The organism is Chlorobium sp. (assembly GCF_036528655.1).
Lineage (GTDB): Bacteria > Bacteroidota > Chlorobiia > Chlorobiales > Chlorobiaceae > Chlorobium.
The window spans coordinates 14,008-26,345 of the sequence record NZ_JAIGND010000003.1; the positions used below are offsets into that span (position 1 = coordinate 14,008).

14 protein-coding genes are annotated in these 12,338 nt (G+C 56.3%); 7 read left to right on the forward strand and 7 right to left on the reverse strand.

Going from position 1 to position 12,338, the window contains the following annotated elements:
• Positions 1–40: 40 nt before the first annotated feature.
• From K4305_RS00140 to K4305_RS00170, 7 genes are all read right to left on the reverse strand, one after another.
• On the reverse strand, positions 41–340 hold the full coding sequence (locus K4305_RS00140) for a hypothetical protein (RefSeq protein ID WP_331560291.1): 300 nt from the start codon (positions 338–340) through the stop codon (positions 41–43).
• A gap of 81 nt (positions 341–421) precedes the next feature.
• Positions 422–1,435 (reverse strand): VWA domain-containing protein, encoded by a 1,014-nt coding sequence (locus K4305_RS00145; protein WP_331560292.1) that lies wholly within the window; start codon positions 1,433–1,435, stop codon positions 422–424.
• Positions 1,436–1,468: 33 nt separating this feature from the next.
• Positions 1,469–2,446: a VWA domain-containing protein gene (locus K4305_RS00150; protein ID WP_331560293.1), complete on the reverse strand. Its 978-nt coding sequence runs from the start codon at positions 2,444–2,446 to the stop codon at positions 1,469–1,471.
• 67 nt (positions 2,447–2,513) lie between these two features.
• Entirely contained in the window at positions 2,514–3,449 is a 936-nt protein-coding gene (locus tag K4305_RS00155) for a hypothetical protein (RefSeq protein ID WP_331560294.1), read from the reverse strand.
• Positions 3,433–4,332, reverse strand: a complete 900-nt coding sequence (locus tag K4305_RS00160) for a DUF58 domain-containing protein (RefSeq protein WP_331560295.1) — start codon at positions 4,330–4,332, stop codon at positions 3,433–3,435. The genes K4305_RS00155 and K4305_RS00160 overlap by 17 nt, the downstream gene beginning before the upstream one ends.
• Positions 4,333–4,392: 60 nt before the next feature.
• Positions 4,393–5,391 carry an AAA family ATPase gene (locus K4305_RS00165; protein ID WP_331560296.1) on the reverse strand — a complete coding sequence of 333 codons (999 nt, stop codon included), beginning with the start codon at positions 5,389–5,391 and terminating at the stop codon, positions 4,393–4,395.
• Between the two features lie 57 nt (positions 5,392–5,448).
• A complete protein-coding gene (locus K4305_RS00170) occupies positions 5,449–5,676 on the reverse strand; it encodes a hypothetical protein (protein ID WP_331560297.1) in 228 nt (75 codons plus the stop codon).
• Between the two features lie 21 nt (positions 5,677–5,697).
• On the opposite strand from K4305_RS00170, the gene tsaD reads away from it, so the two are divergent.
• From tsaD to K4305_RS00205, 7 genes are all read left to right on the forward strand, one after another.
• Positions 5,698–6,753 carry a tRNA (adenosine(37)-N6)-threonylcarbamoyltransferase complex transferase subunit TsaD gene (gene tsaD / locus K4305_RS00175; protein WP_331560298.1) on the forward strand — a complete coding sequence of 352 codons (1,056 nt, stop codon included), beginning with the start codon at positions 5,698–5,700 and terminating at the stop codon, positions 6,751–6,753.
• A gap of 66 nt (positions 6,754–6,819) precedes the next feature.
• The gene (gene yajC, locus K4305_RS00180; protein WP_331560299.1) at positions 6,820–7,176 is read left to right on the forward strand and encodes a preprotein translocase subunit YajC; all 357 of its coding nucleotides are present in this window, start codon (positions 6,820–6,822) and stop codon (positions 7,174–7,176) included.
• 9 nt (positions 7,177–7,185) lie between these two features.
• The gene (gene carA, locus K4305_RS00185) at positions 7,186–8,295 is read left to right on the forward strand and encodes a glutamine-hydrolyzing carbamoyl-phosphate synthase small subunit (protein ID WP_331560300.1); all 1,110 of its coding nucleotides are present in this window, start codon (positions 7,186–7,188) and stop codon (positions 8,293–8,295) included.
• 40 nt (positions 8,296–8,335) lie between these two features.
• The gene (locus tag K4305_RS00190; RefSeq protein WP_331560301.1) at positions 8,336–9,472 is read left to right on the forward strand and encodes a pyridoxal-phosphate-dependent aminotransferase family protein; all 1,137 of its coding nucleotides are present in this window, start codon (positions 8,336–8,338) and stop codon (positions 9,470–9,472) included.
• Positions 9,473–9,594: 122 nt separating this feature from the next.
• Positions 9,595–10,269, forward strand: coding sequence for a hypothetical protein (locus K4305_RS00195; protein WP_331560302.1), 675 nt, complete (start codon positions 9,595–9,597; stop codon positions 10,267–10,269).
• An 8-nt stretch (positions 10,270–10,277) separates the two neighbouring features.
• Positions 10,278–11,696: a B12-binding domain-containing radical SAM protein gene (locus K4305_RS00200; protein WP_331560303.1), complete on the forward strand. Its 1,419-nt coding sequence runs from the start codon at positions 10,278–10,280 to the stop codon at positions 11,694–11,696.
• A gap of 98 nt (positions 11,697–11,794) precedes the next feature.
• Positions 11,795–12,226 (forward strand): c-type cytochrome, encoded by a 432-nt coding sequence (locus K4305_RS00205; protein ID WP_331560304.1) that lies wholly within the window; start codon positions 11,795–11,797, stop codon positions 12,224–12,226.
• The last annotated feature ends 112 nt before the right edge of the window (positions 12,227–12,338 follow it).

The window sequence follows — 12,338 nt, forward strand, 5'->3', positions numbered from 1 at the left end:
ATATGCTACCTGCGGCATAAATTGAGATGTGATTCGCCGTTCATGCCGACGGGGCAGCGCCTGAAGGCGGTTTCGGCAGGTTTTTGATGAAAGCGTTGGCTACAAGCCGCATGATCTCTCCTCCAGTGGCAAGCAGTTCGGCGCTTTTTTCCTGGATATAGCGCTGCGTTGCAACCTGATCCTTGAAATACGCGACGCCGTCGGCATCATAATTCCTGCCGCTCACGTACTCGTCTATCACTTTTTCGGCTTCCGAAAACGGCATATTGAACACCTTGACTCCGAGTTTGGCCCGTTCGATCGGATCAAGGATTTTCTGACCGGTATGCTGCTGCTCCATGGCAATGAGGTTTAGTTATAAACAGATCAAGGCTGCTGTCTGATTCATGAAATGTAAGAAGTTTTTCCAGAAGATACCACATCAGCGAACCATCCTCCTTCCGACCCCGTCCGCCAGCCTCTCTGCGAGAAGCAGAAGCAGGCCGGCGCCGAGCAGATACCGATAGAGAGGAAACCCCTCCACTTGCACCGCTACAGGACGGGATGCTGCAACGATGCTGCTGATTCGTCGGGCAACGTCGTCGCCCTTTGCGTTGCCTTCCGCGATATCGATATAGGTTCCGCCAGAGGTTTCTGCAAGACCCCTGAGGGTTTCGGGGTTAAAGCGGCTTTTCACCACTCCGCCTCCTGCGTCGCGTTTCGCTTCGCCGGGACGACGGAAATCGGGAACAACCGCTTCTCCGGCTCTTCCGACGCCAAGCACAAACAGCCTGATGCCCGAGCGGCCAAGCTGCCGGGCGGCTTCCTCAGCTCCGCCTTCGTGATCCTCGCCGTCGCTCAGGAGCACGATAATCCTCTCTCCGGCGGTTTCCGGCGATCCGGCGCTTCGCTGCGCTCCGGCAAAAAGCTTCGCCGCCTGATCGAAAGCCTTGCCGAACGCGGTACCCTGCTCGTCAACAAGTGCCGGAGAGGCCATATCGACGAGGGCTTCGAAGATTTCGCGATCTGTGGTCAGCGGGCACTGCACCAGAGGCCTGGCGGCAAACAGCAGCAGAGCCTGCCTGCTTTCCGGCAAACGTCCTGAAATTTCAAGCGCGGCCTGTTTTGACCGTTCGAGACGGCTGGGAAAAACGTCTCCGGCCAGCATGCTGTTTGAAACATCGAGCATGAACACCACATCGGCGCTTTTTCGCAATGCCATACGGGTACCGTGGCAGAACCTGGGCCCGGTAAGGGCAAAGAGCAGCAAAGCAATTCCGGCGAACTGCAGTACAAGTCGAGCAAGCTGTCTGCGCCGGTGGCGGCCGCCGTCCGTACGCCCCACGGATAACAGTTCCTGCGCTGCGACACGTCGCATGAACCCGTAACCGAACAGTACGACAAGCGGGATAAGCAGGAGCAGGTAACCGAAATTATCAGGCCAGGCGAAGCACATGGTACGCTGGTGTCAATGTTAAAGCATCTGCAGTCAGGGAATCCTGAGCAGTCTGGTGTTTGCGAGAACTGCCTCTCCGAGCAGCAGCAGGAGTGCAGGAACCAGCAGATACAAAAAAAGCTCCGACTTCCGTTTCGCGATAGGGCTTGAAATCCGGCTTTTTTCCAGCCGGTCTATCTCCCGGAAACTTTCGGACAGCGATGAAAGGCCTCCGGCAAGAAAGTAACGCCCGCCTGATGCACCTGCAACCTGACGAAGCTCCTCCTCGTGAAGTCCTGAAAAGCCCCCTTTCCGGGAACCGGCCCCGACAGTATGAATCGTTATGGCCTGACTTGCGGCAATACCCGCCGCGGTCAGCGGATCGATCGAGCCGGCATTCGATGCTCCGTCGGTCAGCAGGATGATGACCTTCCCGGAGGATTGCGATGCCTTGAGTCTGTTGACGGCAATGAGGATCGCGGTACCTACAGCCGTGCCTTCATCGCGAATGGCTTCGGGCGTAATGGCGTCGAGCAGCATGCCGGCCACCCGGTGGTCGAGCGTCAGGGGACAGAGCGTATAGCCATTTCCTCTGAACACCACAATGCCGATGCGGTCGTTGTTGCGACGAGCTATGAACTCCCTTGCCACCTCTTTCACCGCGTCGAGACGGCTTCTGCCGCCGGCATCCTCCTGCAGCATGGATTCGGATATATCGAGCGCGAGCACCATGTCGATGCCGCTCGATTCGGCAACGCGCTCTTCCACGACAAGGTACGGACCGGTCATGGCGAGTACCCCAAGCAGAAGTGCCCCCCAGCGGAGCCGACTGGTTGCCCGACGCAAAAACAGAGGAATCTCGAAGCCCGCTTCGCGCAGCCGGTCGACGTCGGGAAACAGCAGGGCCGGACTCTTCCCTTTCCGCTCCCGCATGCTGAGCCACCAGGCCGAAAGGGCAAGCGGAGGCAGCAGAAGCAGCCAGAAAAGATCTTCCATCCAGATCCGGGGTATATGCGAAAACCATTCGGACATGTGCGCTGTCTTGCTATATCATATTTGCTGCGTCATTCGGCATCAGGTAAAATGCAAAAAGAATCATTCACACTCCGCCGTTTCCGGGAGAGCGTACGATCTCCCCTGCCTGGCGGATTGAGTTGCGCGACTCTTCCGCCGTGGGGCGGCTGTCGGCGAACTTGACGAGGTCGGCCTGGCGAAGAATACTCATAACGGCCTCGAAGGAAGAGATGCCGAGTTTGCGGAGGTCGCGTTCGATCTCCGGCGTCACGGCTTCGAGGGCCGGGATATGGAAGTGACGTTCGAGGTACTCCCGCATGATGGTGCTGAGTTCTGCATAGCACTCCGAAGGGGGCATGCCGGAGGATAGACGGGCATCAAGCTTGCGGAGCTTCCGGTTGGCGACCTGCGCAGGATCGACCGCTTCGGCGAAGAGACGCACCTTTCGCTTGACGAGAAAGAGCACAAGCAGCACCGCGGCGGCAAAGCCAGGAATGCCGATCAGAACAGAAAGAATAAGCGTAAACGGAAATCCGGGTGCTGTCGGCGGCTTGAGCGGCCGAAGTTCGAGCATATCCTGCGGGGTGAGGGTTTTAACAAAGACTGCGGCCGGACGGAACTCCTGCCGGTCTGAGATCCGGCCCCGGGCGTCAAAAAACACGAGCGTCAATGGGGGAAGCCGCTGCGATCCCGAACCGAAAACAGCAAATTCCAGCTCGATACGCTCTTCGTTTGCCGATGCAGAGAGCGGCTTCGAGCTTTGCTTTCTGCCGATGAGCATGAATGGGCTGAGCGCTGCGGAATCCGGAAGTTCGACGGAAACCGCCGTGCCTGTAAGGTGCTGAACATCTGCGATGCATACAATGCGTTCTCCGGCATAGAGGCTGTCGGCAGAGACCCTCACCGTCACGGTCGGCTGCGCCGCGCGAAGATGCGGCGTAACGACGATCGACAGGAACGCAAGGACGAGCGGAACAATACAGAGCGCAGTGTTCCTCAACCGTTCAATAACGCCTCTCACGGTAGCGGAAAAAGGTGTTGAGTTCGCCGATGAACGAGCGTCCGGTCTCAAGATTGACTGTATCGATTTTCATGCGCATGAGTTTCTGGCGGAGATCGCCTGCCTGGGCGAGCTGCCCGTTGCGAAAGCGCTCAAGCGCATTCGGGCTCCCTGCGTCTATAGTGATGCGGCTGCCGGTTTCGGGGTCTTCGATATCGAGCAGGCCCGTCCGGGGCAGTTCCCGTTCAAGCGGATCGGTGATATGGATAAGAACGAAATCATGGCGCGCGTTGAGCAGTTTCATGCCCCGTTCGTAACCGCTGCCCTGCAGGTCGCTGAGCAGAAAAACGATCGACTGCCGTTTGCGGGTATGAATCACGAAAGAAAGCGCCGCATCGATATCTGTTTTCCGGTGTTGCGGCTGCATCCTGAAAAGAGCTTCGAGTATCTGCAGTACCTGCTGTCGTCCTTTTCCGGGGGGAATGCAGGATTCAACGCGATCGGTGAAGATAACGAGCCCGACCTTGTCGTTGTTCTGGATTGCGCTGAAAGCAAGCACGGCGCCGACCTCGGCAGCCAGGCGCCTTTTGCTTCGGTCTCCGCTGCCGAAAAACATCGAGGCCGAAGCGTCGACGAGAAGCAGCATGCTGCGCTCGCGCTCTTCTGTGAACTGCTTGACGTAGAGGTCGTGCTTCCGGGCAGAGGTATTCCAGTCGATGGTTCGAACATCGTCGCCGTACTGGTATTCGCGAACGCTCTGGAATTCGATGCCCCTGCCTTTGAAAGACGAGTGGTATTCGCCGCTGAAAAGCTCGGAAGCAAGACGCCTCGAGCGGATTTCTACCCGGCGGATGGTTTCCGGAGGTTCGGAATAATCAGGTCGGGTGCGCTGTTTTACCTGCATATCGGCTTATCTGTTTTGGCCGGCGGTTTCTGCCGGAAACCGTACCGGATTGTAACGCGCTCACGGAACCTGCACATGCTGCAGGATATCGCGGATGAAGTCATCGGTACTGATATTATCGGCTTCTGCTTCGTAGCCCGGAATGATCCTGTGACGCAGGGTATCGAAGGCAAGCGATTTGACGTCTTCGGGAGTGATGTAGGCCCGGTGCTGCAGGAACGCATGCGCTTTAGCGGCCAGCAGAAGGAAAATCGACGCCCTTGGCGAAGCTCCGTATTCGATCATGGTCTCAAGTTTCTGAAGCCCGTAAGCGGCGGGGTTTCTCGTGGCGACCACGAGATCGACGATGTAGCGCTGTACCCTCGGATCCACATAGATTCGGTCGATCAGGTTGCGGGCCCTTGCGATGTCGCCGGGCTCCACTACCGGACGGATTTCGGTCAGGGGCAGCGATGACGATGCGAGCTGCATGATTTCGAGCTCCTCTTCGTAACTGGGGTAATCGACAATGACTTTCATCATGAACCGGTCAACCTGCGCTTCGGGAAGGAGATAGGTCCCCTCGTGCTCGATCGGGTTCTGGGTGGCAAGCACCATGAACGGCGAAGGAAGGGGAAATGTAGCGCTGCCGATGGTGACCTGTTTTTCCTGCATGGCTTCAAGCAGCGCCGACTGGACTTTCGCAGGAGAGCGGTTGATCTCGTCGGCAAGAATGACGTTGGCGAACACCGGACCCTGGCGCGGATGGAACTCCATGTCCCCTGGATTGTAAACCATGGTGCCGACGAGGTCTGCCGGAAGCATGTCGGGGGTGAACTGTATGCGGCGGAACTGCAGATTCATGGACGCGGCGAACGATCGGACGATAAGTGTCTTTGCCAGCCCGGGCACGCCTTCGAGCAGAATATGCCCGCCTGCAAGCAACGCGATGAATACCCTGCGGACGACCTCTTTCTGGCCGATGATGCATGAGGATATCTGTTCGGCGGCGCGATCGAGAAATACCGATGACTCCGCTATCTCGCGACCGAGTTCCTCAAGAACTGCTGCATGCTGCATATTCGATCCCCCCTCCCTTTATGATATTGCGGAGCGCCTCTCCCGGTACGGAACCGCTCAGGGCTTTCTGTAAAGCCTCCTGAAACCCAGCACAAGCAGCGCAATGCCCGCAATCAGCGACGGCCATGTGTAGATATCCGGAATGTAGAAACCGCTGTTGAGAATGCCGAATTCGGGCGCCAGAAGAAGAATGAGATCGGCGCCGACGAGGATCATGAGTACACCGGTAAAGCTCACTTTGACCCTCGGTTTGCTATTGTTTGCCGGTTTGTTAGCTTTTGCCATACGTCCAGAGAAAATGGTGCCATGAATATATTAGGTATAGAAACAAGCTGCGATGAAACTTCCGCGGCCGTTCTGCTCGACGGCAGAGTCGGCTCGAATGTCATCAGTTCGCAACGCTGCCACACCGGTTTCGGCGGAGTCGTACCGGAACTCGCCTCAAGGGAGCACGAGCGGATGATCGTCCCCATTGTCGAGAGTGCCGTAACACAAGCCAATATAACGAAAAATGAGCTCGATTGCATAGCGGCGACCGCGGGCCCCGGCCTTATCGGCGCCGTCATGGTTGGCCTGTGTTTCGCCGAAGGAATGGCATTCGCCCTCGGTATTCCGTTCGTGCCGGTCAATCATATCGAGGCCCACATGTTTTCGGCCTTCATACCGGAATCGCCGGTCCATCGCGTACCTGAAGGTCCGTTCATTTCGCTCGTGGTGTCGGGCGGCCATACGCTGCTGTCGCTCGTCCGCGAGGATCTCGGCTACGAGGTGATCGGCAGGACTCTCGACGACGCCGCCGGGGAGGCTTTCGATAAAACCGGCAAGATGCTCGGCCTGGCTTATCCTGCAGGACCGGTTATCGATCGGCTCGCATCAACCGGCGACCCGCACTTTCATGCGTTTCCCAAAGCACTGACATCACAATCACAGACCAGCAAAAGCTACCGGGGCAACTTCGATTTCAGCTTTTCCGGCCTGAAAACATCAGTGCTGACCTGGTTGCAGAAACACCCTGAAGAGTTTGTCGCGGCTCATCTGAACGATGTCGCGGCATCGATCCAGCATGCTATCGTGAGCGTGCTCGTCGAAAAGGCAATCGCCGCCGCACGGCACTTCCAGGTAAGGGCGATTTCCGTGGCCGGCGGCGTAAGCGCAAACTCGGCGCTGAGGCAGGCAATGAAGGAAGCATGCATGCGCCACGGTTTCGATCTCCATATTCCGGGAACCGTCTATTCGACCGACAATGCAGCAATGATCGCTTCGCTTGCCGGACTGATGCTTTCGAAAGGCAAGGTCGGCAATAACCGCTACGATGTCGCGCCTTTTGCAAGCTTTGGCGCCACGACCCGCAAGCCGCATTGAAATAGTCAGCTTAATACCTTACATTACTGTTCGTATATCCATTTTTACACCTTTGACCATCCATTCATGCACGAACTTATTTCAACACTGCTGCTTTTCGCTCCGCCCGCCGGAGGCCAGAATCCAAATCCCTTTATCCAGCTCGTTCCTCTCGTCCTTATTTTCGTCGTTTTCTACTTTTTCATGATCCGTCCACAGCAGAAAAAGCAGAAGGAACGGGAAAAGGTGCTCGACAGTTTAAAAAGAGGCGACCGAATCGTTACCATCGGCGGCATTCATGGTACAGTTGCCGGTATCGATACGGAAAAGAAAACCGTACTCGTGCAGGTAGGCGATAACGTAAAACTGAAGTTCGACCGCACGGCGGTCGCCAATGTAGACAGACAGGAATCGGGAGAGAAACTTACTACTACGAAGGAATAACAAACAAGCATGCAAGAGACAAAGGCTCTACTGGTTTTGGAAAACGGATCCGTCTACAGGGGGACGGCATTCGGCCACATCGGCGAAGCGGCAGGCGAAGTTGTCTTCAATACCTCTCATACAGGCTATCAGGAGATTCTTACCGATCCGTCCTATGCCGGACAGATGGTGGTAATGACCTATCCGCTTATCGGCAATTACGGCATCACCCCCGATGACAACGAATCGTCAAAAGTATGGGCGTCAGCTTTCATCGTGCGCGAAGCCTCGAATATTCACAGCAATTTCGAATCGTCGGGAAGCCTCGACGCTTACCTGAAGCAGGCGAAAGTGATGGGACTCGCCGGTATCGACACCAGAAAGCTGGTTCGGGAAATCCGCGAGAAGGGCGCGATGCGCGGCGTGATCTCGGCGGTTGACCTCAACGAGGAAAACCTGAAAGCGAGAGCTCTTTCCATACCGGAAATGACGGGACAGGATCTGGTGAAAACCGTCACTTCAACTGAAAATTACGTGCTCGACAAACCGGAGGCACGCTATCATGTCGCAGCATTCGACTACGGCATCAAAACCAACATTCTTCGCATCCTTCAAGCCTGCGGGTGCAAGGTTACGGTACTCAATGCCGCGACCCCTGTCGAAGAGGTGCTGAAACTCAATCCGGACGGCGTATTCCTTTCCAACGGTCCCGGCGACCCTTCGGCTGTTGGTTATGCCATCGACACCATCAGGGCGATCGCCGACTATAACCGCACGACAAGGGCGCTTCCGGTCTTCGGCATCTGCCTCGGCCATCAGCTTCTGTCGCTGGCTTTCGGCGCCGAAACCTACAAACTGAAGTTCGGCCACCACGGCAGCAACCACCCTGTCAAGAACATGAAGAGTAAAAGGATAGAAATCACTTCACAGAATCACGGTTTCGCGGTAAAAATGGATTCGCTGCCCGAAGATCTCGAAATGACCCATCTCAACCTTTACGATCATACGGTCGAGGGTGTACGGCACCGTTCGCTGCCCTGCTTCTCGGTGCAGTACCATCCCGAGGCCGCGCCCGGTCCGCACGATTCCCATTACCTCTTCGACCAGTTCACCGAAATGATGGACAAGGCGAAAAACTGAACACAGGAAGTCTTTATAACCAAACAACCTTTCCGAAGAGATGAAAAAAAGACTGTTCACCCCGGGGCCAACCCCTGTGCCTGAAAACGTGATGCTCCGTATGGCTGCGCCCATCATTCATCACAGGAACCCCGAGTTCATGGAAATCCTTACTCGCGTCCATGAGGATCTCAAGTATCTCTTCAGAACGACCCAACCTGTCGTGGTGCTCAGCTGTTCGGGCACCGGGGGCATGGAAGCTGCGGTTTCGAGCGTTTTCAAGCAGGGCGAGAAGGTCATTACCGTCAATGCGGGTAAATTCGGAGAACGCTGGGGACAGCTCGTACGGATTTTTACCGGCAACTGCATCGAGGAAAAGGTGCAGTGGGGCACGGCCATTCAGCCCGAGCGCATGGCCGAGCTTCTGGTGCAGCACCCCGATGCGAGGGGTATCTGTCTTACCCATTCGGAAACATCCACAGGCACGGCCGCAGACATCAGGGCACTTTGCGCGCTTATCCGCGAAAAATCGGATGCGCTGATCCTCGTTGACGGCATCACCGCTATCGGCGCCCATGAGTTCCATTTCGACGACTGGGGCGCGGATATCTGTATCACCGGCTCGCAGAAAGGTCTCATGATGCCTCCGGGCCTCGCGCTTGTCGCCATGTCGGAAAGGGCGCAGGATGTCATCAATGCGCACACCCACAGCCAGCAGTTCTATCTGAGCCTGAAAAAAGCCCTGAAAGCCCATGCCGCCGAAGACACCCCGTTTACTCCTGCGGTATCGCTCGTCATTGGTCTCGACGAGGCACTGCAGATGATCAAGGCTGAAGGCATCGAAAATATCTGGAAACGCCACGAACGCCTTGCTTCGGCATGCCGCCAGGGATGCAGCGCGCTAGGCATGGAACTCTTCAGCAACTCACCATCTTTTGCCGTCACCCCGGTCTGGCTGCCGGAAGGCGTCGACTGGTCGGCGTTCAACAAAGCGCTGAAACAGAAGAACGGCATCACGGTAGCTGCCGGGCAGGACGAGTACAAAGGCAGAATTTTCCGGATATCCCACCTCGGGTTCTACGACGAACTCGACATGCTGACCGTCATCGGTGGTCTGGAACGCGCTCTGAAAGATATCAGCTACCCCTTCGAAACCGGAGCGGGAGTAAGCGCCGTCCAGAAAGCCTTCCTCGGCTGAGAAGGCAAAGCCCTTCTCCCGAAAAAGCCGCCCGAGAGAATGACGGGCGGCTTTTTTATTGCTGCAACTTTTTCCGACTTCGGAATTCCCTCTCTATCTTTCGGTAACGAACCGCCCGGATCATGATGCTACTGTTCCTGCACGTCATCCTGCTTGCATCCGCATGGAACCTGCCCCGTGAGTTCCGGGAGTACCGGACGCTGCAGGAGGCTTACATGCTCTATCGTAACGGCGACTTCTCCGGCGCCGAACAACGCTGCAGGCAAATGCTTGCAGAAACTTCCGGACAAAACGGCAGAAAAAGCTTCGCCATTCGCTTCAATCTTGCAGGAACGCTTGCCATGCAGAAAAAGTATCTTCCTGCCCGCACTATCTACCGGAACCTTGCAATGAACCATCATGCGACCGGAGAGATCCGGAATGCGTCGGTTTACAACGAGGGCAATTGCCTCGCCCAGGAGGCGATCGAAGCTGGAAAGAGCGAACGGAAAAGAGACTTTTTCGAACAGGCCCTTCAGCGATATATCGCCGTACTCCGCGATAAGCCCGGCGATATGGACGCACGCATCAATTATGAAATCGTGCTCAGGATGCTTGAAAAACTGAAAACCGGTTCCGGTAGCGAACAGGAGAACAGTCGAGACCGGACAGAAACAGCTTCAACGGCAAACGGAAGGATGAACACTGCGGAGCGTCTGCTCCGGCAGGCGCAGATGCAGGAGAACCGGACGATGCGCCTGGTTCCTTATGCATCGTCCGGAGGCAAGGAAGAACGGTCAGGCGGTAAAGACTGGTAGAGACTCCCATGAATCAGACGAAAAAAGTCCTGCTGGTCTTTCTCCCATCCGAAAGTGGCGTCGACGGCGCGCGGTCCCTTTACGACGAACCTGAAGCCGGCTCCATCCGACAACGGTTCAACCGCACCGTCAGAAGCCTCATCAAGCAGAGCCAGTTCGCCATTCCGCCCCTTGCACTGATGATCCTCGGCTCGGTCGAAGTTCCGGGAGTCGAACAGCAGCTCTGCGATATGCGGTTCGAAGAGTTCCCTTCCCGAAACGAGTGGGATCTCGTGGGTATAAGTGTACAGACCGGCATGGCGCGCAAGGCGTTCGAACTTGCCGACAAACTCAGAAGTCAAGGCATACCGGTAGCGCTCGGAGGCGCCCATGTCACGCTCTTTCCGGATTCGTGCCGTCCCCACGCCGATCTGCTGGTGCACGGTGAAGCCGACGATCTCTGGAAAACGGTGCTTGAGGATCTCAGGGAGGGATCTCTGAAAACCGATTATCGCGCTGACGGATTTCCGGATCTGTCGCTGCCCCGTCCGGTCAGCAAGCGTATGCTTCAGAGAAATCGATACTTTACGACAAACCTCATCCAGACAGGACGGGGGTGCCCTTACAACTGCGATTTCTGCAATGTCCACGTGCTGAACGGTCGATCGCTGAGAAGACGCGCCATCAGCGACATCGTCGCCGAAGTCGGGCGGTTTCTGCAGGACGACAGACGAATATTCTTTTTCGTCGACGACTCCGTCAATGCAGACCCGTCTTACGCCGAAGAGCTTTTCCGGCGGCTGATCCCTTACCGTATCAGCTGGTTTGGTCAGGCGACCACGACACTCGGCCAGCAGCCACGCCTGCTTGAGGTATTCGCAAAATCGGGGTGCCGCGCGCTGCTCGTCGGCATAGAAAGCGTGGAACCGGCAAGCCGGAACGCCCACCGCAAGACCCAGAACAAGGCCGCGGAACTTGCCGCGGCGATCCGGAACATCCGGAACGCAGGAATCAGTCTCTACGGCAGCTTCATTTACGGCCTCGACGGCGACACGCTCGATACGCCTGCGGCCATTCTCGACTTCGTCTCGCGAACAAAGCTCGATGTGCCAGGCATAAACATCCTCCGCCCTACTCCCGGTACCGGAGTGTTCGATCGGCTCAGAGAAGAAGGCCGCCTGCTTTTCGATCCGGAGGACCCTACGGCATTCCGTTACACGTTCGGCCAGGAGATGCTCTACCGGCCGAAAAGAATTCCACTCGACGCATTCGTCGAGAGCTACTCGATGCTGACCCGGCAGCTTTTCTCGCCCGCGCAATCCATCCGGAGAGGCATCGGCGCGCCAAGCGCAAAAGCGGCCGTTCTCTTTTTCAATCTCTTCTACACCCATCTCTACGAACTATCGAGAAACGATCTGAAAAAACAGCTTGCCTCCCGGTTCGGCTGAAAAAACCATTTTGTCGTACGGCAAATTATTCATAAAATTATAGCCAACGATTTTCAGTACCTGACACAACCACACAATCCATAATAACGGAGAACGCCATGAAACGCTTTTTGCCAGTTTTCGCCGCCGGTATGCTCTGCCTTGGCGCATGCGGCCTCGAAAAACCGCCTGCCAAGCTCGAATTTCCGGAATCCAAGGAAGAAGCAGCAGCTCCGGCTGAAGCCGCAGCGCCCGCCGAAGCTCCCGCAGCTGAAACGCCTGCCGATCCCAAACTTGCCGCCGGTAAAACCATATATGAAACAAAAGGATGCAACGGCTGTCACGATGCCGGCATGATGGGCGCTCCGAAACCGGGCGATAAAGCCGCATGGAAAGACCGCATCGCTCAGGGTGTGGATGTGATGACAAAAAAATCGATTGAAGGATATACCGGATCTGCCGGCATGATGCCCGCCAGAGGCGGCAACCCCGACCTGAGCGACGAAGAGGTAGGCAGTGCCGTAGCATACATGGCCGAAATCTCGAAATAAGCCGCTTAAGGCACCGTTTCGGATCTTAACAGAAAACGGAGCGCGTCTCATCGGCGATGCTCCGTTTTTTTATCCACCGGATAACTCATATATGCATAAAAAATCCACGAAC